This is a genomic window from Kitasatospora sp. NPDC088134 (genome assembly GCF_044741705.1).
In the GTDB taxonomy this organism is placed as follows: domain Bacteria; phylum Actinomycetota; class Actinomycetes; order Streptomycetales; family Streptomycetaceae; genus Kitasatospora.
Map to the genome: position 1 here is coordinate 44,049 of NZ_JBIUTD010000034.1, position 19,261 is coordinate 63,309.

At 75.8% G+C, this 19,261-nt stretch carries 20 protein-coding genes; 6 read left to right on the forward strand and 14 right to left on the reverse strand.

Annotated elements, in window-relative coordinates; genetic code table 11:
• The first annotated feature begins 178 nt into the window (after positions 1-178).
• Together ACIOHG_RS33995 and ACIOHG_RS34000 are read left to right on the forward strand one after the other, a co-directional pair.
• Positions 179-1,021: an undecaprenyl-diphosphate phosphatase gene (locus ACIOHG_RS33995; protein ID WP_400956527.1), complete on the forward strand. Its 843-nt coding sequence runs from the start codon at positions 179-181 to the stop codon at positions 1,019-1,021.
• 188 nt (positions 1,022-1,209) lie between these two features.
• Positions 1,210-1,659 carry a VOC family protein gene (locus ACIOHG_RS34000; protein ID WP_400956436.1) on the forward strand — a complete coding sequence of 150 codons (450 nt, stop codon included), beginning with the start codon at positions 1,210-1,212 and terminating at the stop codon, positions 1,657-1,659.
• A 26-nt stretch (positions 1,660-1,685) separates the two neighbouring features.
• Here ACIOHG_RS34000 and ACIOHG_RS34005 read toward each other — a convergent pair whose 3' ends face one another.
• From ACIOHG_RS34005 to ACIOHG_RS34020, 4 genes are all read right to left on the reverse strand, one after another.
• Positions 1,686-2,183 carry a YfbM family protein gene (locus tag ACIOHG_RS34005; protein ID WP_400956438.1) on the reverse strand — a complete coding sequence of 166 codons (498 nt, stop codon included), beginning with the start codon at positions 2,181-2,183 and terminating at the stop codon, positions 1,686-1,688.
• A 30-nt stretch (positions 2,184-2,213) separates the two neighbouring features.
• Positions 2,214-2,987, reverse strand: coding sequence for a DUF1775 domain-containing protein (locus ACIOHG_RS34010; RefSeq protein WP_400956441.1), 774 nt, complete (start codon positions 2,985-2,987; stop codon positions 2,214-2,216).
• 10 nt (positions 2,988-2,997) lie between these two features.
• Positions 2,998-4,425 (reverse strand): HEAT repeat domain-containing protein, encoded by a 1,428-nt coding sequence (locus ACIOHG_RS34015; RefSeq protein ID WP_400956443.1) that lies wholly within the window; start codon positions 4,423-4,425, stop codon positions 2,998-3,000.
• 280 nt (positions 4,426-4,705) lie between these two features.
• Positions 4,706-6,199, reverse strand: a complete 1,494-nt coding sequence (locus ACIOHG_RS34020) for a hypothetical protein (RefSeq protein WP_400956446.1) — start codon at positions 6,197-6,199, stop codon at positions 4,706-4,708.
• Positions 6,200-6,620: 421 nt separating this feature from the next.
• On the opposite strand from ACIOHG_RS34020, the gene ACIOHG_RS34025 reads away from it, so the two are divergent.
• Positions 6,621-7,778 (forward strand): aminoglycoside phosphotransferase family protein, encoded by a 1,158-nt coding sequence (locus ACIOHG_RS34025; protein WP_400956448.1) that lies wholly within the window; start codon positions 6,621-6,623, stop codon positions 7,776-7,778.
• Between the two features lie 69 nt (positions 7,779-7,847).
• On the opposite strand, the gene ACIOHG_RS34030 is transcribed toward ACIOHG_RS34025, so the two are convergent.
• From ACIOHG_RS34030 to ACIOHG_RS34045, 4 genes are all read right to left on the reverse strand, one after another.
• Entirely contained in the window at positions 7,848-9,035 is a 1,188-nt protein-coding gene (locus ACIOHG_RS34030) for an acyl-CoA dehydrogenase family protein (RefSeq protein WP_400956451.1), read from the reverse strand.
• A gap of 58 nt (positions 9,036-9,093) precedes the next feature.
• Positions 9,094-9,180 (reverse strand): putative leader peptide, encoded by an 87-nt coding sequence (locus tag ACIOHG_RS34035; protein WP_400956530.1) that lies wholly within the window; start codon positions 9,178-9,180, stop codon positions 9,094-9,096.
• 7 nt (positions 9,181-9,187) lie between these two features.
• Entirely contained in the window at positions 9,188-9,685 is a 498-nt protein-coding gene (locus ACIOHG_RS34040) for a hypothetical protein (protein ID WP_400956454.1), read from the reverse strand.
• 850 nt (positions 9,686-10,535) lie between these two features.
• Positions 10,536-10,811, reverse strand: a complete 276-nt coding sequence (locus tag ACIOHG_RS34045; protein ID WP_400956457.1) for a DUF397 domain-containing protein — start codon at positions 10,809-10,811, stop codon at positions 10,536-10,538.
• A gap of 245 nt (positions 10,812-11,056) precedes the next feature.
• On the opposite strand from ACIOHG_RS34045, the gene ACIOHG_RS34050 reads away from it, so the two are divergent.
• Both ACIOHG_RS34050 and ACIOHG_RS34055 read left to right on the forward strand, forming a co-directional pair.
• Positions 11,057-11,599 (forward strand): PTS fructose transporter subunit IIA, encoded by a 543-nt coding sequence (locus ACIOHG_RS34050; RefSeq protein WP_400956459.1) that lies wholly within the window; start codon positions 11,057-11,059, stop codon positions 11,597-11,599.
• Between the two features lie 295 nt (positions 11,600-11,894).
• Positions 11,895-12,824, forward strand: coding sequence for an NAD-dependent epimerase/dehydratase family protein (locus ACIOHG_RS34055; RefSeq protein WP_400956462.1), 930 nt, complete (start codon positions 11,895-11,897; stop codon positions 12,822-12,824).
• 39 nt (positions 12,825-12,863) lie between these two features.
• Here the strand turns inward: ACIOHG_RS34055 and ACIOHG_RS34060 are convergent, their stop codons facing one another.
• The 6 genes from ACIOHG_RS34060 to ACIOHG_RS34085 form a co-directional block, all read right to left on the reverse strand.
• Complete coding sequence (locus tag ACIOHG_RS34060) at positions 12,864-13,349, reverse strand: NUDIX hydrolase (protein ID WP_400956464.1); 486 nt, start codon at positions 13,347-13,349, stop codon at positions 12,864-12,866.
• Positions 13,350-13,367: 18 nt separating this feature from the next.
• Positions 13,368-13,982: a NeuD/PglB/VioB family sugar acetyltransferase gene (locus ACIOHG_RS34065; RefSeq protein WP_400956466.1), complete on the reverse strand. Its 615-nt coding sequence runs from the start codon at positions 13,980-13,982 to the stop codon at positions 13,368-13,370.
• 165 nt (positions 13,983-14,147) lie between these two features.
• On the reverse strand, positions 14,148-14,819 hold the full coding sequence (locus ACIOHG_RS34070; RefSeq protein ID WP_400956468.1) for a sugar transferase: 672 nt from the start codon (positions 14,817-14,819) through the stop codon (positions 14,148-14,150).
• Positions 14,820-14,907: 88 nt separating this feature from the next.
• Positions 14,908-16,167, reverse strand: coding sequence for a glycosyltransferase (locus tag ACIOHG_RS34075; RefSeq protein ID WP_400956470.1), 1,260 nt, complete (start codon positions 16,165-16,167; stop codon positions 14,908-14,910).
• Positions 16,160-16,987, reverse strand: a complete 828-nt coding sequence (locus tag ACIOHG_RS34080) for a polysaccharide deacetylase family protein (protein WP_400956473.1) — start codon at positions 16,985-16,987, stop codon at positions 16,160-16,162. The genes ACIOHG_RS34075 and ACIOHG_RS34080 overlap by 8 nt, the downstream gene beginning before the upstream one ends.
• 268 nt (positions 16,988-17,255) lie before the next feature.
• Positions 17,256-17,516 (reverse strand): hypothetical protein, encoded by a 261-nt coding sequence (locus tag ACIOHG_RS34085; protein WP_400956475.1) that lies wholly within the window; start codon positions 17,514-17,516, stop codon positions 17,256-17,258.
• A gap of 350 nt (positions 17,517-17,866) precedes the next feature.
• Between ACIOHG_RS34085 and ACIOHG_RS34090 the strand changes: the two genes are divergently transcribed.
• Entirely contained in the window at positions 17,867-18,865 is a 999-nt protein-coding gene (locus ACIOHG_RS34090; RefSeq protein WP_400956477.1) for a polysaccharide deacetylase family protein, read from the forward strand.
• Positions 18,866-19,261 lie beyond the last annotated feature (396 nt).

Sequence of the window (19,261 nt, forward strand, 5' to 3'; positions counted from 1 at the left end):
CGATTGTCACGATCCGCCCGATTGGTCCGCACTGACCGTTTGTAGGATCAGAGACACCTGGAGCCTCTATCATCTGGCACACATCCGGACAGCCTCCCCGCCTCGCCGGGCCACCCCACGAACGAACAGGACACCCCATGCCGATCGACCGAGTGACCACCGCGGCGGGTGTCCGGTGATCAACTGGTTCAGCGGGGCCGTGCTCGGCCTGGTGCAGGGACTGACCGAGTTCCTGCCGGTCTCCTCCAGCGCCCACCTGCGGGTCTTCTCCGCGCTGGCCGGCTGGGACGACCCGGGCGCGGCCTTCACCGCCGTCACCCAGCTGGGCACCGAGTCCGCCGTGCTGATCTACTTCCGGCGCGACATCGGCGCGATCATCAAGGCCTGGACGCTCGCGCTGTTCCGCAAGGAGTGGCGCAGCGACCCGAACGCCAAGCTCGGCTGGTACGTGATCGTCGGCACCCTGCCGATCGGCATCCTCGGCAAGCTGTTCCAGGACACCATCGAGACCGACCTGCGCGACCTGCGGCTGATCGGCACCACGCTGATCCTGTTCGGCCTGGTCCTCGCCGTCGCCGACCGCTCGCGGGCGGTCCGCAACGCCCGCCAGATCGACTCGCTGACCTTCCCGCACGCCCTGATCTACGGCGCCGCCCAGTCGCTCGCGCTGATCCCGGGCGTCTCCCGCTCCGGCGGCACCATCAGCGCCGGCCTGTTCCTGGGCTACAGCCGGGAGGCCGCCGCCCGGTACTCCTTCCTGCTGGCCATCCCGGCGGTGCTGGCCTCCGGCGGCCTCGAACTGCTGAAGATCGGCGAGGGCCCGGCCCCGGCCTGGGGGCCGACGATCCTGGCCACCGTGATCGCCTTCGTGGTCGGCTACGCGGCGATCGCCTGGTTCCTGAAGTACATCTCGCACCACAGCTTCATGCCGTTCGTGATCTACCGCGTGCTGCTCGGCATCGCCATCATCGCCCTGGTCGGCGCGGGCGTCCTCGCCCCGGACGCGGGCGCCGTGCACTGAGCCGCCGCAGTCCCCGGAGGGGCGGGCGCACCGGGACACCCCGGCGCGCCCGCCCCTCCGCCGTTCCCGACCCGACCGACCCGACCGGGCCGACCGGGCCGACCGGGCCGACCGGGCCGACCGGGCCGGAACGCCGGGCCGCCGGAATCCGCCTGACGATCGATCCGATCTTTGCTTGGATCATCGGCATGACTCTCACCTGGAAACTGGTCGTGGACAGCGCCGACGCCCCCGCCCTCGCCGAGTTCTGGGCCGCGGCCCTCGAGTACGAGGTCGAGGACCCGACCGCGCTGATCGACACGCTGCTCGCGGCGGGCCGGCTGCCCGGAGCCGCCGTGGTCGAGCGCGGCGGCCGCAAGCTGTTCCGCGGCTACTCGGCCGTCCGCCACCCCGAGGACCCGTACGACGAGCAGAGCGGCGTCGGCAAGGGCCGCCGCATCCTGTTCCAGGACGTCCCCGAGCCGAAGGCCGGCAAGAACCGGCTGCACATCGACGTCCACTCCGACGGGCGGCTCCAGGAGACCGTGGCGCGGCTGGAAGCCCTCGGCGCCACCCGGGTCGAGGAGCACGACCAGGGTCCGGTGGGTCACTGGTGGGTGCTGCGCGACCCCGAGGGCAACGAGTTCTGCGTGGCCTGACCAGGCGTCAGGAGGAGCGCCGGGCGTCAGGAGTACCAGATCAGCAGGCCGTGCCGGTAGCGGGCGGCCCGGTCCAGGTAGCGCCGCAGGTCCGTCCAGTGCGCGGCGAGGTACTCCAGGGCGAACGGGTCGTCCCACATCCGCGCGGGGTAGACCTCGGCGGCCGCCAGTTCGGCGGGCGTGACGCCGTCCGCCAGCGCGTCGAACGGCAGCTCGCCCAACTCGCCCAGCGCGGCGGCCAGTCGGTCGGGGGCCAGCAGGCGGGGCGGGCCGTAGCCCCAGTCCTCGTCGCCGGGGAGCTCGTCCTCGCCGTCGATCACACAGGTGGGCAGTCCGCGCCGGGCGAGCAGGTGGGCCAGCCCGGCCCAGGCCTTCTCCGTGTCGTGGAAGCGCAGTTCGGAGGGGCCGCGCCGGTGTTCCAGCGCGGCCTGCTCCTGCTTGAACTCCCGTGCCCGCCCGGGCTCTTCGAGGGCCCGGGCGAACTCCGCCGGGGAGAGGCGGAGGTAGCTGCCGACGATGCTCATGCGCGACATCCTGGCAGCCGCCTGCGACAGCTACTGGCCGCCGCCCGCAGACCTGCGACGCAGCGCCAGCACGACCAGGGCGGCCAGCACCGCGACGCCGGCCAGGCTGCCGAGCACGATCGCGGTGGTGTTCCCGCCGTCGTCCTTCTTGCCGTCCGCGTCGGCGGCGGCGCTCGGCGACGAGCCGACCCGGAGCGTGATCGTCGCCGACGGGTTCTCGGGGGCGGAGGCCACGGCGGAGACCGCGGCAGAAGGCGTGGCGGAGGCCGACGGCTTGGGGGCGGGCACCGCGGTGGCGGGCAGCGGGGTGGCGCCGGGCGCGGCGGGGCGGAGGGCGAGGACCGGGGCCGGGTGCTCGGGCTTGCTGTCGCCCTGCGGGAGTTCGATCCACCGGTCGGTGTGGCCGTCGGAGTAGTCGACCAGCGTCTTGAACACCACCGTGGCGGCGGCCGGGAGCTGACGGACCTTCACGGTGTACTCGGCGGCCGTGCCGGGCGCCAGCGCGGGCCCGGCGACGGTGTAGCCGTCCGCGGTGGCGGTGAGCTTCCAGCCGTCGGGGGCCTTGACCAGCGTGATGTCGCCGGGGACCAGGCCGGTGGGCAGGGTGACCTTGACGTCGGTGATCCCGGCGGTGGAGGACTCGCCCTCGGCGGAGAAGCCGACCTCGGCGTCGACCGCGAGCGCCTGCGCGCGGGAGGAGTTCACCTCGACGTGCGCGGCGGCGGTGCCGGCCGCACCCAGGGCCAGGCCCAGCGCGGCTACGGGGACCAGGAGTTGACGGAGGACATGCGATCGCTGCGGCATGCGGGGAACACTACCGCTCCCGGGCCGTCAACCGGCCGCGAACGGCGGCGTGCACCTCGGCCTCCTCGGCCGGATCGGCGGCCAGTCGGCGCAGCCGGTCCAGCACGCGGGCGTCGCCGGTGGTGGTGACGTGCGTGGCGGCGAGCTCGCGGGTGGACTCCTCGCAGTCCCACAGGCACTCGACCGCGGGGCCCTCGCCGAAGTAGGGGTCGGTGACGGCGAGCGCCTGGGCGGCGCGGCCGCGCAGCTCGGAGGAGACGGCCTCGCCGTAGACGTGCCGCAGCGCGGGTACGCCACTGTGCGCGCGGAGCCGGCCGACGCCGTCGACCAGGCTGCCGAGGGCGGTGCCCGTCACGCCGTTGAGCGAGATCCACTGGTGCAGTGCGGCGACCACCAGCGGGGCGTCGCACGGCTCGCCGGCGTCCGCGAGGAGGCGGACGGCGGCCTGGGCGAGGGCGCTGTCCGCGCCGCCGGTCGCCGGGTCGGCCCAGCGGCGGGCGTGCGCGAGCGCCTCGGGACCTCGCATCCGGCCGAGCAGTTCCAGGGCGGTGCCGACCACGCGGTGGTCGACGTCGCCCGCGGCGGCCTCGATGTGCGCGGCGGCGGCCGCGTCGCGCTGCTCGACCAGGTGGCGGAGCGCGGCGCAGCGGGCGCCGGCCGGGCCGTGCGCGGCGGCCTCGTGCAGCAGCGGCGCGTCCTCCGGGCGGACCACGGCGGTGAGGCAGCGGGCCGCGGCGGCGGCCCGGCGGGCCAGCGACTGCGGGTCGGTGCCCTCGCCCTGGTCGGCCCAGGCGAGCACGTCGGCGGTGGACCAGCCGGGGGTGACGCCGGGGCGGTTGAGCTGGCGCTGCCACAGGTCGAACGGGGACTGCTCGCCGGCGGCGGCGATCCGCGGGTGGTGGGCGGCCCACAGCCGCCAGACCCGGGGTTCGTAGGCGGCGCGGACGGCGGCGCGCAGCTCGGCGTCGCCCTCCGGGCCTGCGGGGAAGCGTCTCAGCACGTCCGGTGCGAGGGCGAGCAGGGCCTCGTCGGTGTCGCGCAGGGCGAGCTCGTCGAGGGCCCAGGCCCAGTTCGTCCCGGCGGCGGTGTAGGCGCGCAGCAGGTCGAGGGCGTCGCGGCGGCCGTAGCCGGCGAGGTGGCCGAGGACGGCGAGGGCGAGGCCGGTGCGGGCCTCGTCGGTGTCGGTGAGGTCCTCGGCCGCGTGGAGGTGGAGTTCGAGGCCGGTGAGGGGGGCCTCCAGCTCCATGTAGAGCCGCGCGTAGTACAGGGAGCGGTTCTCGACCTGCCAGTCGGCGCGGGGGTCGTTGGTCACGCAGCTCTCGACGGCGGCGATCGCCTCGTCACGGTCTGCGGCCAACGCATGCAGCTGCCCGTCCCCGCGGCCTCGCTGCAGGAGGCCGAGGAGGCTGGCGCTGGGCGCTATCACTGGCTCGAACATGAGGTCAGCATCCGTTGCGGCGGTCGTCGTGGCAACGGGATTTCCGTCGCCGGGGTCGGTTGGCACAGCTCAGGCGCCCGGGCGCCGGAATCACCGAAGGTTACCGCTTGGGGGGCCGATCTGCACACAGGGCAACGTATTTGGGGGTCGTGACCACGTCGAACACCGGTCCGTACGTACCGGATCGACCGATTACGACCCCTGCGCGGGTCCCTTCCCGGAATGTGACGAGTGTCCTGTTCGGCGCGGACGGCCGGGCCGACCGGCGCGCGGGCGGGGGTCAGGCCGACCGGCGCGCCCGGGGGGCGGGCAGGACGGCGTGCACCTGTTCGCGGAGTTCGGCGACGGCGGGCAGCGCGCGGTGGCGGGCGGAGAGGCGGTGTGCCTCGCGCAGCCGGTCCCAGGTGCGCTTGGAGGAGGTGTCGTTGATCGAGCGGAGCGCGAGTTCGGTCTGGGCCCGGCCCGCCTCGGGCTCGCCGGACAGCCAGTGGATCGAGGCCAGGGTGATCCGGTCGAGCAGCGCGGAGCGCTCCCGGCCGGTGCGCTGGCGCAGCAGGACGGCGCGCTCGGCGTGCCGGAGGGCGAGCGGGACGGCGCCGGGGTCGTGCTCGGCCAGGGTGCGGTAGGCCAGCGCCTGCATGCCGTGCAGTTCGGCCTCGTTGAACAGCTGCATCCAGCTGGGGGCGGGTTCGGCGGCGTCCTGGACGAACAGCTCCTCGGCCTCGCCGAGGGCGCGGCGGGTGGCCTCGGAGCGGCCGAGCGAGGCCAGCGCCCAGGCTTCGACGGTGCGCAGCATGGCGCGGGTGCGGGGCTGGGCGCCGTCGCCCGGGCCGGCCCCGGCGTTGGCGAGCTGCATGAGTTCGAGGGCGTCGTCGGCCCGGCCGAGGTGGAGCATCTGCCGGGCGGCGCGGGAGACCGCCTCGGCGGCCCGGGGGCGGTCGCCGGCCTCCCGGGCGGACTGCGCGGCGATGGTGAAGTAGCGCTGGGCGGTGGACTCCAGGCCGACGTCGTGGGACATCCAGCCGGCCAGCACGGCGAGGTTGGCGGCGACCGTCCAGAGCCGGCGCTCCAGCAGCGGCGGGTGTCCGTGGGTGAGCAGGCCGCCGACCTCGTTGAGCTGGCCGACCACGGCCTTGCGCTGCAGGCCGCCGCCGCGCGAGGCGTCCCAGGCCCGGAACACGTCGACGGCGTGCTCCAGCGCGGTGACCTCGTCGTTGCCGACCGGGCCGGGTTCGTGGACGTCGAGCAGCGGGCGGGGGCCGCCGCGGGCGGCGGCCGGGGGGAGGGTCCGGGGGGCGGGCCGGGCGGCCGCGGCGGCGACCGCGCCGCCGGTGAGCCAGTCGTGCAGGTTGTCGGCGATGACCGCGCCGGCCGCGAGGGCGGCGGAGGCGCCGACCAGTCCGCGTCTGTTGAGCATGAGGTCCATTCCCGTGAACTCGGTCAGGACCGCGGCCGTCCGATCCGGTTCCCAGGAGTCCTTCGGCGGTGCCGCCGTGCTGCCGGACCTGGTGGGCCGGTGTCGTTCGAGACCGAGGTCCTCGGTGGTGACGACACGGCCGAGCCGCTCCGTGAACACGGCCGCCAGCACCCTCGGCACCGGGTCGCGCGGGATCTCGCCGTGCTCGATCCAGCGCCGGACCCGGGAGGTGTCGGTGGACAGCTGCTGCTCGCCCAGTGCCGCACCCCGCCGGTTGACCAGCCGGGCCAGCTCGCCCTTGGACCATCCGGTCAGGGCGAAGTGGTCGGCCAGCCTGCTGTTCGGCCCCTTGCTCACCTGAAGCCCCCAGGTTCCTCGGCTGCGATCGACCCTAGCCGTTCTGTCACATGCCAAGCGACCATTCGCCAGGGTTCGCCAGGGCGCGCTATGTGGTGTGCCAGTGCCGGTCGGGTGTCAGGTAGGTATGCGCCACCCCGACCTCGGTCCGGGACGGCCCCCGACCGGCCCCGACCTCGATCGACGGCCCGTCAGGAGCCCGTCCGGGCCCACCGGTCCGGGGGGTGGCGCGGACGGGTGGCGCGGGGGCGCCGGGCAGGGCGCGGCAGCGGAGCGGACGCACTTCCCCAGGGTGCGGACGCCTCCGGCGGGTCGGCTTCCCTACCCGGCGCCCGCACTCCACCCGGCGGCCCGAACCCCCTAGTCGAATCCGGGCCCCGCAGATGCTTTGCCGCCGGCCAGGAAGGACCCTCACCCGCTCATGTACTCCACAGCCAGCTCAGGCACCCGCCCGTCGGCCCCGATCGGAGTGGACGGCGCGCCCGCGCGCCAGTCGCGCCCCGGTATGCGCCCGCCGACCGCCGGCGCGGGCCGTCCCGCCCCGCGCGCCGCGGAACTGCGCGACCCGCGCGGACGCACCACCCTGGTGACCCGTCCGATGCCGGAGCAGGGCGGCCGGCTGCGGCCCGGCACCGTCCGCGCCCCGGAGGCGTTCGTGGACCGGGTGGACCCGGCGGCCCTGCAGACCCCGGCGGTCCGGGCGGTGCTCGCCAACGTGGCGCGGATATGTCCCGCCTTCCTCCCCCGCCAGGTGCTGCGGGAGGGCAGCCGGCACATCCTGATCGCCGGCACCATCGGCCGGGCGCCGGTGGTGGCGAAGTGCCTGGCCCCGGCGGCGCTGCGGAGCGAGCGGGCGGAGCAGCTGGTGGAGCGCTTCCACCACGAGGTGGCGGTGTACCGGGCGTTCGTGCGGCACCGTCCGCCGGTGCGGCTGCCCCGGCTGGTGGCGGCCGACCACGACCGCTGCGTGCTGGTGCTGGAGCGGGTGCCGGGCCGGCCGGCGGCCCGCGAGCGGCACCCGGTGAACGCGCCGACGCCGGGCGAGGTGCGCGCGCTGCTCGGCGCGGTGCGCACGCTGAACCTGTGGCGGCCGCCGACGGACGTGTTCGGCAAGCCGATGGACTACCAGACCGAGATCGCCCGGTTCCACTCGCTGGGCCTGCTGACCGACCGGGACGCGGGCGACCTGCGCGGCCTGCTGCACGGCCTGTCCTCGACGTCCTGGCAGCTGAACCACGGCGACGCGCTGCTCGGCAACATCCTGCTGGCCCCGTCCGGCCCGGTCCTGCTGGACTGGGAGCAGGCCGGCTGGTACCTGCCGGGCTACGACCTGGCGGTGCTCTGGAGCGTGCTGTCGGGCGACACCGCGGCCCGCCGCCAGATCAGCCAACTCGCCCAGTCCGGCGGCACGCTGGCCCGGGACGCGTTCCTGGTGAACCTGGTGCTGGTGCTGATGCGCGAGCTGCGGCTGCACGACGTCCCGGGTGCCGGCGAGGAGCAGCGGATCATGATCCGCCGGCTGTACGACGACGCGGCGCTGGCCCGGCGCGCGGTCCGCGCGGCGGTCGGGACGCGCTGAGCGGGCGCACGGCGCGGGGGGTAGGTACGCGTACGACGGCGCGGTCCGGCCGGGCGGGCTGACGGGGGGTCAGCCGCCCAGCAGGGCCGCGCCGAGGGCGTCCAGCACGGTGTCCTCGGCGGGGAGCCGGGTGCGCAGGGCCAGGGCGTCGCGCAGGTGGCGCTCCAGCGGGTGGCGGCGGTCCAGGCCGGCGCTGCCGGTGAGGGCGAGGGCGCGCTGCACGGTGTCGCTCGCGGTGCGGGCAGCCAGCAGTTGCACGGCGGGCGCCCGGTCGGCGGCGGCCGGGTCGGCGTCGGTGCGGACGGCCAGGCCGTGGACGAGCTCCTCGGCGCCGGTGAGCGCGGCGTCCAGCTCGCCGAGCGGGCGGCGGTGCGCGGTAGTGCCGCGCAGCTGCCCGGCGGACCAGTCCAGGGCGGCCCGGGCGATGCCCAGCAGCACGGCGGCGAGGGCGAGTTGGCGCCAGGCCTCGGCGGTGCGGCCGTCCGGCTCGGCCCGGTCCGGGGTGCCGGGGACGCGGGGCAGCACGGCGGCGTCGGCGCCGACCCGGGCGGCGGTGAGCAGCACGTCGTGGCCGGCGGCGGCGCGCAGGCCGAGCTGGTCGGCGGCCGGGTCGATCTCCAGTCCGGCGCTGTCGGCGCGGACCAGGAACAGGCCGGTGCGGGGCCGGGCCTCGGTGGTGCGGGCCTCGACGGCGAGCCAGGCGAGGGCCTCGGCGCCGGGACAGTGCGCGGCGCGGCCGTCGAGCAGCCAGGCGCCGTCGTGCCAGCGGGCGGTGACGGCGGGCGGGCCGCCGGCGGGAGCGGGCAGGGTGCCGACCAGGGCGGGGCCGCGGCGGGACTCGGTGAGCAGCCGCCGGTAGAGCGCGGCGGGCCAGCGGGCGGCGCGGGCCTGTTCGGCGTGGTGCAGCAGGGTGTGCGCGGTGAGCAGCGCGACCGAGGCGTCGCCGCGGCCGAGCCGGGCCAGCACCCGGACGGTGTCGGCGAGTCCGGCGCCGGGGCCGCCGTAGCGGCGGCCGACGGTCAGGGTGAGCAGTCCGGCCTCGTGGACGGTCTCGACGCCCTGGTAGGGGAAGGTGCCGTCGCGGTCGTGCTCGGCGGCGCGGGCGGCGAGCAGGTCGACCACCCGGGGCAGCCGGGCGAGCGCCCGGTCCAGGGCGGCGCGCTCGGCGGCCGCGGGCTCGTCGGCCGGGCCGGGGGCGGGGGTTCCGGGCGCGGTTCCGGGTCCGGGGAGGTTCGGCTGCGCGGCGGTGCGGGTCATGGCGGTGGCCTCCGGGCGGGCGGCGTGGGCGTGTTCGGGCGTCCTGGGCTTCGGGTGCTCAGAAGGCCGGACACGCCGCGCCGGCGGTGCGCCGGAGGTCGACGTGCAGGCGGCGGGTCAGGCGGGGCAGCGGCGGCCGGGTCATCGCGCGCCTACTGGTCCTGCTGGAACATCTCCGCGGGGAGCGGCTTGAGGAGCTGGTAGAGATCGTCCGAAATCGGTCGGTCCCAGGAGGCGATGGTGACCTGGACGTCGTCGCTGCGGCCGAACTGGGAGCAGTACAGCCGCTCCTCGCTGACCTTGACCTTGCGGACGATCAGCAGGTCGTCGCCGAGCATGACCGGGAAGTCCTCGGCGGAGACGAACTCCACCGGCTCGTCGTTCTCCAGCGCCGCCAGCAGCTGGCGGACCTCGAAGGGGACGCCGTCCTCGCTCTCGCGGGCGGGCGAGCCCTGCGGCAGGTTGCCGATCAGCATGGCCGGGCCGCGGCCGCCGAGCAGGTCGTAGCGCAGGAAAATGCCTTGGCAGGAACCGTCGGAGCCGGTCATGATCATGGCCCCGAACAGGCCGGGCCAGTCGCCCGGGTCCATCGCCAGTACGTCGAAGTCCGGGCCGGCGGGCTGGCCGGAGCGTCGGCGGAGAAATGACATGGGCCCATCGTACGTGGCCGGTGGACCGCGCCCGGTGAGTGGGTCCGCGATCAGGCCCAGATCTACGCTCAGGGACCAATGTTGACTCTGAGCAACCGTCCGGGCTACGTTCGGTTCAGCACGACGGCCGCTCCGGGGCGAGATCCACAGGGAGCGGCTTGTCGCAGCGTGCCTTGCGCGCATTCCCTCACTGCGCACGCGGTCGTGTGAACTCCAAGCACCATTTGCTGATTCAATGGTTCTTCAGACGGTTCCGAGAGCCTGCGGACGACAGTGTCCCCGGTCCTCGCTGCGGTCGACGCACCATCAGGACCAGCACCACGAAAGCCACATAACACAGAAGCCAGGTTCGCGGGGCCCTTGCCGTCGCGCTCGCGGACCTTGCCCGGATCACCGCCGCGTGGGGGCGTGCGGAATCCGGGTTCGGCCCACTCGGGGAGTAGCTCTTCCCGTACGGGCCGCTCCCGTTGCGACGGCTGCCGCACCCCTGTGCGGCACGGGGTGGGAGGGCCCGTCATCGGCGCCGGTGACGGGCAGCACAGCGGGCGCCGTGCCAATACCGCGTGGGGGCGGTTGGCACGGCGTCTGCCTGCTCATACTCTCGGCGACCCTTGTCGACCAGTCAACAAGTTTCGGCCCATCAGAACTCTTTCGTAACCTGGGTGCCCACCCGCCCGTCACCTGCGCGGGCGCGGCTCGGGCGGGCTCCGCCGGGTGTCCGCCAGGTGAACAGCTCGCGACCCGGCGGGTTCCGGGAGCCCTCCACGGGCTCGCCGACAACCTGCCGCGGGCCTGCCGCGGGCCTGCCGCGGGCCTGCCGCGGGCCTGCCGCGGGCTTTGCGGGGCCGCCTCAGCCGCGGAGTTCGCCGTCGCGGGCGCCCAGCACGAACGCCCGCCACTCGGCCGGGGTGAAGATCAGCGCCGGGCCGTCCGGCTCCGAGCCGTTGCGCATCGCGATGTACCCGTCGACGAAGGCGATCTGGACGCCGGTGCCGTCGCCGCCCGCGGACTGCCACTCGGCGCCGCTCACGTCCAGCTCGATCTTGCGCCGGTCGTCCGCGGCGCCTTCCCGTGCCGGGTCGTGCGTCTGCTGTTCCTGCGCCTGCGCCTGCCCCTGTGCCGTCATGCCCGGTGCCCTCCCAGCCGTGCCGCCGCGCGTCCTGCTGCGGTGTTCGGGCGCCAGCCTAGCCAGCGCGGGGCGTCCGGCCGGCGGATCCGCCGCGGCGCGCCCCGTCGGCGGTGGAGATGGGCCGTTCCGGCCGTGCCGCGCCGACACCTGTGCTATTGGCCCGCTCCGGGCCCCGGTCGGGGCGAGGATGGGTGGTGCGCGATCAGCCGACGCGCGGTCAGCCACCGACCGGGGAGCAGCCGATGGACCAGCGGGACGGCAGCCGGGCCGACGTCATCCCGATCACCACCGCGCCGTCCGCGCCGCCGGTGGGCGCGGCGACCGGCACGGTGCCGGTGCCCGCGCCGGCCGTGCCGCGGCCCTCCCGGCCGACCGGGCACGGCCGGGTCGGCGTGGTGCTGGTCTCGCACAGCCTGGAACTGGCGGACGCCGCCCGGGCGCTGGCGCTGGCGGAGACCGACACCGCGGACGCGGCGCCGGTGGCGGCGACCGGCGGCGCGCCGACCGACGGGCCGGGCGCCAGCGCGCTGCTGGTGGCCGCGGCGGCCCGCCGGGTCGACCAGGGGCACGGGGTGGCGGTGCTGTGCGACCTGGACGGCGCGGTGCGGACGGTGCTGGCGCTGCTGGCCCGGGCCGACGAGCACGGGCTGCCGTTCCCGGTCCGGTTCGCGGACGCGCCGTTCGTGGAGGGCGCGGTGGCGGCGGTGGCGACCGCGACGGCGGGCGGCGACCTGGCGGCGGTGCTGGACGCGGCCGAGGAGACCGGGCGCCGCTCGAAGCGCTGAGCCGTCCCCGCCGGGCCGTCCCCTGCCGAGCCGTACCTTGCCGAGCCGCTCTTTTTCGGCCAATCCGTCCGGCCCTCCGCTTTTTCGGCCGTTCCGGCCGCGGGTCCGCCGATCGGTCGATGCGCGGGTCCGCCGCGGGGGTCGGCGGGTGGTGGAGCGGGGTGGGTCCAATGGGACGGTTCGGCCCCGATTGAGCGGGTTTTCGGCCCGCCGGGCCGGTGGCCGCCGCTAGAGTCGGGCGCATCGGCCCGGTGGGGGGAGTCCCCGGGCCCGGCGGAGGGGTTGGTGCGTACGGATGCGTGTGGTGATCACCGGTGGAGCCGGTTTCATCGGGGCGAACCTGGCCCGGGAGTTGACGGCCCGTCCGGAGGTCGACGAGGTCCGGGTGGTGGACGACCTGTCGACCGGCAGCAAGGCCAACCTGGCGGGGGTGGACGTCACGCTGTTCGAGGGCACGATCCTCGACCCGGCGCTGCTGGACGCGGCCTTCACCGGCGCGGACGCGGTGGTGCACCTGGCGGCGCTGCCCTCGGTGCCGCGCTCGGTGGCGGCCCCGCTGGCCAGCCACCACGCCAACGCCACCGGCACGCTGGAGGTGCTGGAGGCGGCCCGCCGCGCGGGCGGCCTGTACGTGGCGGCGGCGTCCTCCTCCTCGGTGTACGGCGCCAACCGGGAGCTGCCCAAGCGGGAGTCGATGCGGACGGTGCCGATGAGCCCGTACGCGGTCTCCAAGCTCGCCACCGAGGCCTACCTCGGCGCGTACCACCACTGCTACGGCCTGGGCGTGCTGCCGCTGCGCTTCTTCAACGTGTTCGGCCCGCTGCAGCCCGCCGGGCACGCGTACGCGGCCGTCGTCCCGGCGTTCCTGGACGCGGCGCTGCACGACCGGCCGGTGACGGTGCACGGGGACGGGCTGCAGAGCCGCGACTTCACCTACGTCGGCACGGTCACCCAGGTGATCGCCGAGGCGGTGCTGCGCCGGGTGGTCTCCGCGGACCCGGTCAACCTGGCGTTCGGCACCCGGACTTCGCTGCTGGAGCTGATCGGTCTGCTGGGCGAGGTGCTGGGCGCGCCGGTGGCCGCCGAGCACGTGGCGCCGCGGCCGGGCGACGTCCGGGATTCGCAGGCCGACAACGCGCGGCTGCGCGAACTGTTCCCCGAGGTGCGGCCGGTGCCGCTGGCGGAGGGCCTGCGGCGCACCGCGGAGTGGTTCCGGACGCTCTGAGCCGCGGTCCGCGCGCCGGGGCGCCCCGGCGCGCGGCCGCTACGGCCGGTGCTCCGTCAGTTCGAAGTGCGCGGCGCCGTTTCCGGCCAGCGCGTGCTCGATCCGTTCGTGGGTGCGCCGGTCGAGTTCGGGCAGCGCGTCCGGGGCGAACCAGCCGACCTCCAGCGACTCGTCGTCGTTGACCCGGGCCTCGCCGGAGACCAGGCGGCAGCGGAACACCAGGTCGAGGTACTGCGAGCGGTCGCCGTTCGGGTACTCGATCATCGGGGTGACGCCGACCGAGACCAGCGCCTCCGGGCGGACGGTCACCCCGGTCTCCTCCAGGCACTCGCGGACCACGGCGTCGGCGGGCTGCTCGCCCGGGTCGAGGATGCCGCCGATCACCGCCCAGCGCCCGTCGTCGGCCCGCCGCCCGAGCAGCACCCGCCCGTCGTCGTCCAGGACCACCGCCGACACCCCGGACAGCCACAGCGGCATGGTGCCGACCACGGACCGGAGTTCGGCCAGAAACGCAGGAATTCCCATGCGAGGGAGCCTAGGCGTTCACGAGGTCCGCGAGGTGGACGCCAGGGGGCGGGCCGGGGCGCCGACGACGGTGGTGGCCGGGGGGACGTCGCGGGTGACGACGGCGCCGGCGCCGACGAAGGCAGCGCGGCCGACGGTGCGGCCCTGGAGGACGACGGCGCCGGAGCCGACGGTGGCGTCCTCGGCGAGGTGGACGGCGCCGGAGACGTTGGCGCCCGGGTAGACCGAGACCCGGGCGTCGAGGCGGCTGTCGTGGCCGACGGTGGCGTTGTAGTGGACCTGGCCGTGCGGGCCGATCCGCACGTTGCTGGAGACGTGCGCGCCGCCCATCACCAGGCAGCCGGGGGCGAGTTCGGTCTCCGGGGCGACGATCGCCCGCGGGTGGACCAGGGTGGCGGCCACTCCCCCGGCGGCGTCCAGCAGGGCGGCGAGCCGGGCCCGGACGGCCGGGTCGGCGATGCCGATCAGGTAGGACGTGCCCGGGGCCAGCGCGGCGGGCGGGGCGACGGGCAGCCCGCGCACCATCCCCCCGGCGAGCCGGTCGTCCAGGAACCCGGCGACCTCGACGCCGGCGGCGAGCGCCACGTCCAGCGCCTCCCGGCCGACGCCGCCCGCTCCCGCGATCCACAGCATTGCGCGTTCTCCGTGTTCTTCGTGTGCTCCGACGGCACGTTCTTCGACGGCACGTTCTCCGGCGGTCCGTTCCCCGACGGTCCGTCAGGTCGGACGACGATAGCGGGCACGAGCACGGGGCGGGGCACGGTCCGGCCGTGTCCCGCCCCCGTTGATCGTTCCGGTTCAGCCGCGCCGCAGTTCCTCCTGGACCAGGCGGGGCGCGGTGGCGGTGGCCTGCCGGGGCAGCACGATCCGCTGCTGGCCGGCCGCGGCCGCCTCGGCGGGCACCGGGAAGCCGGGGTTGACGCCGCCGGCGGCGGTGATGCCGGTGGGGTGGAGCAGCATCTTCGCGGTGAGGGCGAGGATGCGCAGGTCGAGCAGCAGGCTGCGGTGCTCGATGTACCAGAGGTCGAGCTCGATCCGTTCCGGCCAGGTGATGGAGTTGCGGCCGCGGACCTGGGCCCAGCCGGTGAGGCCGGGGCGCAGGGCGAGGCGGCCGCGCTGGCGGTCGGAGTAGTGGACGACCTGTTCGGGCAGGGTGGGGCGGGGGCCGATGACCCCCATGTCGCCGCGGACGACGTTCCACAGCTGCGGGAGCTCGTCCAGGCTGGTCCGGCGCAGCAGGGCGCCGAGGCGGGTGATGCGCGGGGCATCGGGTTCGTCCTCGAAGCGCTTGTCGCGCATGGTGCGGAACTTGAGGATGCGGAACTCCTGGCCGTGGCGGCCGGAGCGGGTCTGGCGGAAGATCACCGGTCCGCCCATGGTGGCGCGGATCAGGAGGGCGATCACCAGGCCGAGCGGGACGGCGATGATCCCGGCCAGTGCGGCGACCGCGAGGTCCCCCCCTCGCTTCATTTCTCCCCCAACTGGGTTGGTGCGTTGTGGTGTTGTGGGCGCGCTTCGGGCTGCTCGGCGCGCCTGGCGGTGCGGTGCGGTGGCGGTGTCAGTCGGTGCTCCAGCGCAGTCCGCGGCGGCGGGCGACGGCGGCGTAGGTCTCCAGCGAGACCCGGGCGACCGCGCGCTGGTCGAACCGGTCGAGGGCACGGCGGCGGGCCGCCGCGCCCAGGCGTATCCGGAGCTCCGGCTCGGTGAGGAGCCGGTCGAGGGCGCGGGTCAGGGCGGCGGCGTCGGCCGCCGGGGCGAGCAGCAGGTGTTCGCCGTGGGTGCCGATCTCGCGGCAGCCGCGGATGTCGCTGAGCACCATGGGGAGGCCACTGGCGGCGGCCTCCATGCCGGAGCGGGAGAAGCCCTCCCGGTAGGAGGGGAGGACGAAGACGTCGAGGGCGGCGTACACGGCGGGCATGTCGTCGCGGGCGCCGAGGAATTCGAGGCCGGCCTCGGCGGCGCGCAGTGCGTCGGGCTTGTCGGGGTCGTCGGGGCCGATCCAGACGAAGCGGGCCTTGCCGGCCAGCGCGCGGGCCGCCTCGGCGTACTCGCGGATGCCCTTCTCGGCGACCCGCCGGCCGACCCCGCCGACCAGCAACTCGCCGTCGGCGAGCCCGAGTTCGGTGCGCAGTCGGGCACGCAGGGCGTCCCGCTGCGGGCCGGGGGCGGGGAACCGGTCGAGGTTCACGCCGTTGCCGACCACCCGGGAGCGCTTCGCGGGCACGCCCCAGCGGGCGAGCGTCGCGCGGTCCTCCGCGTTCTGGTACAGCTCGGCGTGCGAGAAGCGGGCGGCGAGAGCCTCGGCGCCGAGCACGGCGAGCCGCTTGGCGAGCGGGTCGTGGGCCTGCGCCCAGAGGCCGTGGCAGGTGTTGACGACGACGGGGACGCCGGCGAGCCGGCCCAGGACGCGGCCGAGCACACCGGTCTTCGGGTTGTGGGTGTGCAGCACGTCGGGCCGGATCTCGCGCAGCGCGGCGAGGAGTTCGCGGGCGGCGGCGAGGTCGGCGCGGGGCTGCCAGGCGCGGGTGAGCGAGGGCAGCGGGCGGTGGCGGACGCCGATCCGCTCGATCCGGTCGAGGTACGGGCCGGGGGCGCTGATGCCGTGGGTCTGCAGGCCGTGCTCGACGTCGACGGTGAGTTCGGTGGCGAGCAGCAGGTGCAGCGACATGTCGACGGTGGTGAGGTGGGCGACCCGCAGCGGGCGGCCGTCCTCGCCGCGCAGGCGCAGCGGGAGCCGGTCGGCCACCTGGTCGGGCACCTGGCCGGACGCTCGGCCGGGCAGTTGGTCGGGCAACTGGTCGGGCAGTTGGTCAGGCACTGGCGCCCACCGCCTTCGCGGTGGCGACGATCCGGGCGTAGGCGCGTTCCGGGATCAGCCGGCCGTACAGCTTGGCACGGAAGAAGTCGATCGGGTCGGTGCGGCGGACCGGGACGCGGTGGAAGCGGACCGGGTCCTGGCCGGGCAGGTTGCGGCCGACCTCGCCGGTGGCGGAGGTGCGGAACCGGGCCCGCAGCGCGGCGTCCATGTGCGGGACGGGGCGGCCCCAGGTGTAGGCGAAGTGCCGGGGGCGGGTGCCGAGGTGCTCCTCGACGTCGTCGCCGCAGGCGTCGAGTTCGGCGGTGCTGAGCAGTTCGGGCCGGGCGTGGGTGCGGGTGTGGTTGGCGACGGTGCACAGCCCGGAGTCGCTCATCTCGCGCAGCTGCTCCCAGCTGAGGCCCTGGGCCGGGGCGCCCTTGGCGGTGGAGCCCTCCCAGCGCATCGGGCCGCCGACCAGGCCGCTGGCCAGGTAGATCGTGAACGGCAGGCCGCGTTCCTTGAGCAGCGGCCAGGCCGTCCCGTAGGTGTCGGCGAAGCCGTCGTCGAAGGTGAGGACGGTGCTGGGGGTGCGCAGGCCGGCTTCGAGGCGGTCGGCGGCGGCGTCGAGGGAGACCACCCGGCCGGGCGGCAGCTCGGCGAGCAGGTCGACCTGGGCGGTGAAGTCGGCGGTGGCGAGGTCGAGTTCGTCGGCGGTGCCGCCGCCGACCCGGTGGTAGATCAGGACGGTGGCGCCCTCGCCGGGCACCCGGCCGGCCGCGCGGGCCAACTGCTGCTTGACCTTGGTCCGAAGGCCGCCGACCGCAACGGCGGTGCTCGCCATGAATCCCCCTCGCGGTGCCCCCGCACCGGAACCTGTGAAACCCCCCGGCCCGCGGCTGCCGCGGGCGATGCGCATCACAGTAGGGGGAAGTGTGCTGCTGCGGCCCGGGAAACGTGAAAGAAGTGCGTAGGTAGGCCGAAAATCAGCCGGTCCGACCGGTCCTGTCCGTTTGGTGGACGTTTTCCGGCCCCCGGGCGGTCGGAACGCGGCCGGGGCGCAGGGGGATCCGAGGGTCAGGAGGGGCCGGGGAGGCTGGGCCCCAGGAGGTTCAGGAGGTGGCGCCGCCGCCCGGGCGGAGCAGCGCCAGGCCGATCCGGGCCAGCAGCAGCACGCCCGCGGCCAGGCAGCCGGCCACCGCCATCACCCAGGCCGGGCCGTCGCTCTGCGGGACCAGCACGGCCACCGCGATGCCCATCGCCACGCAGACCGCGCCGAGCAGGGCCAGCAGCGGCTGGTGCCGGTGCAGGGCGCAGCCGCCGAGGAGCTCGGCGCGGCGGGCGGCGGTGCGGTGACCTCGGGTCTCTGCCATGCCTTCCACGGTAACGCGGTGCGCTCCGGACGGTCCGGACGGCGGTCCGCGGTGTGCTCCGGACGGTCAGGAAGGCGGTTCGGAAGGCGGTTCGGAAGGCGGTTCGCAGGGCGGTCCGCGAGGCGGTTCGGGGGCGCCCTCGAAAACTCGCCGTCCGGCGTACAACCATCCCGGGGCGTCGGTGGTCTCCACTACATTGAGCGATCCAGGAGCCGTCCGACGAGCGGGATTGGGAGTGCCCGCCGCGGGCTAGATCACTCGGGAGCGGAGCCGCCGCGCCCGGGGTCGGAGGCCGGGCTCCGCCTGCCGACGGTACCGCCACGCCGCTTGCCGGCGACCGAGGGGGAACCGTGTCGTACGCCACCACCGCCGCTGCCGTCTGCGCCCCGCCCCAGCCCGTCGTCCCGACCGCCGTCGCCCCCGCCGTCCGCCGTCCCCGGGAGGACCGGGGCAGCTGGCTGCGGTTCAGCCCGGCCCAGCCGCTGTTCCGGGCCCGGGCCGCCCAGCGGCTGGCGGTGCTGGCGTACCACGGCGTGACCGACCCCCGTTCGTTCGGCGCCCAGCTCGACCGGCTGCGCCGGCTCGCCACCCCGGTCTCCGTGCAGGACGTGGAGCGGGCCGTCACCGAGGGCCGGCCGCTGCCGCCGCGCTCGGTGCTGGTGACCTTCGACGACCCGGACCGCACGGTGCTGCGGCACGCCCTGCCCGAGCTGGTGGCCCGCCGCATCCCGGCGGCCGCGTTCGTGATCGCCGAGCTGGTCGGCACCGAGCAGCCGTTCTGGTGGCACGAGGCCGCGTTCCTGGCCCGGCACGGCGGGCGGGCCCGGCTGCTGCCGGCCGGCGGCGACCCGGAGCGGGTGCTGGCGCTGCTCAAGGCGCTGCCCGACCCGGACCGCCGGCGCACCCTGGCCGAGCTCCGGGTGTCGGCGAGCCGGCGCCCCCCGGCGCAGGAGCAGCTGCGCCCGGAGGACCTGCGGGCGCTGCTGGCGGCGGACGTCGCGGTGGGCAACCACACGCTGGGGCACCCGTCGCTGCGTCGCTGCGACGCGGCGACGGTGCACGCGGAGATCGCGGGCGCGCACCGGGTGCTGACCCGCTGGCTGGGCGAGGCGCCGACGGCGTTCGCGTACCCCGACGGCGGGTTCGACGAGCGGGCGGACTCGGTGCTGCGGCAGCTCGGCTACCGGCTGGGCTTCCTCTCCGACCACCGGCTGGGCCCCCGGCTGCCGGCCCACCCGCTGCGGATCAGCCGCCTGCAGGTGGACTCCACGACCTCGACCCGGCGCTTCGACACCATCCTGTCCGGCCTGGAACCGGCGGTGCAGCGGCTGCTGGGGGCACAGGCCTGAGCCCCGACCCGCCGCCCCGGGCACGAGAAGGCGAGCAGGGTGGGGCGGCGGGGTCGGGCGGGGTCGGTGCTCACGGCGGTTCCGGTGGGTCCGGTGGGCGCGGCGGGGGGATGCCGCGCAGCTGGCCGAAGGCGTAGACGCAGCCGGCCGGTGCCAGGGCGGACACCGAGCCGCTGGTGGTGCCGGGGCCGGCGGCCGGGCCGTCGCTCCCACCGATCGCACCCCGCGCCCCCGAAGCCGTCAGCCGTCCCCTGCCCCCGGCCTCGGCGACCGCCCCCGCGCCCCGCCCGCAACCGGGCCGCCCGTTCATGCGAACGGAGCAGGTGGCGGGGCCTGCCTCGGGCCCGGACGGCTGCGGAGCGGCCCCTGCTCCGCGTGTCCGGTCCGCCGGGGCGC

Coding starts and splice junctions, on each gene's coding strand:
- ACIOHG_RS34000 (WP_400956436.1), top strand. CDS start 1,210: ATGACTCTCACCTGGAAACTGGTCGTGGACAGCGCCGACGCCCCCGCC.
- ACIOHG_RS34005 (WP_400956438.1), bottom strand. CDS start 2,183: ATGAGCATCGTCGGCAGCTACCTCCGCCTCTCCCCGGCGGAGTTCGCC.
- ACIOHG_RS34010 (WP_400956441.1), bottom strand. CDS start 2,987: ATGCCGCAGCGATCGCATGTCCTCCGTCAACTCCTGGTCCCCGTAGCC.
- ACIOHG_RS34015 (WP_400956443.1), bottom strand. CDS start 4,425: ATGTTCGAGCCAGTGATAGCGCCCAGCGCCAGCCTCCTCGGCCTCCTG.
- ACIOHG_RS34025 (WP_400956448.1), top strand. CDS start 6,621: ATGTACTCCACAGCCAGCTCAGGCACCCGCCCGTCGGCCCCGATCGGA.
- ACIOHG_RS34030 (WP_400956451.1), bottom strand. CDS start 9,035: ATGACCCGCACCGCCGCGCAGCCGAACCTCCCCGGACCCGGAACCGCG.
- ACIOHG_RS34035 (WP_400956530.1), bottom strand. CDS start 9,180: ATGACCCGGCCGCCGCTGCCCCGCCTGACCCGCCGCCTGCACGTCGAC.
- ACIOHG_RS34040 (WP_400956454.1), bottom strand. CDS start 9,685: ATGTCATTTCTCCGCCGACGCTCCGGCCAGCCCGCCGGCCCGGACTTC.
- ACIOHG_RS34045 (WP_400956457.1), bottom strand. CDS start 10,811: ATGACGGCACAGGGGCAGGCGCAGGCGCAGGAACAGCAGACGCACGAC.
- ACIOHG_RS34050 (WP_400956459.1), top strand. CDS start 11,057: ATGGACCAGCGGGACGGCAGCCGGGCCGACGTCATCCCGATCACCACC.
- ACIOHG_RS34055 (WP_400956462.1), top strand. CDS start 11,895: ATGCGTGTGGTGATCACCGGTGGAGCCGGTTTCATCGGGGCGAACCTG.
- ACIOHG_RS34060 (WP_400956464.1), bottom strand. CDS start 13,349: ATGGGAATTCCTGCGTTTCTGGCCGAACTCCGGTCCGTGGTCGGCACC.
- ACIOHG_RS34065 (WP_400956466.1), bottom strand. CDS start 13,982: ATGCTGTGGATCGCGGGAGCGGGCGGCGTCGGCCGGGAGGCGCTGGAC.
- ACIOHG_RS34070 (WP_400956468.1), bottom strand. CDS start 14,819: ATGAAGCGAGGGGGGGACCTCGCGGTCGCCGCACTGGCCGGGATCATC.
- ACIOHG_RS34080 (WP_400956473.1), bottom strand. CDS start 16,987: ATGGCGAGCACCGCCGTTGCGGTCGGCGGCCTTCGGACCAAGGTCAAG.
- ACIOHG_RS34085 (WP_400956475.1), bottom strand. CDS start 17,516: ATGGCAGAGACCCGAGGTCACCGCACCGCCGCCCGCCGCGCCGAGCTC.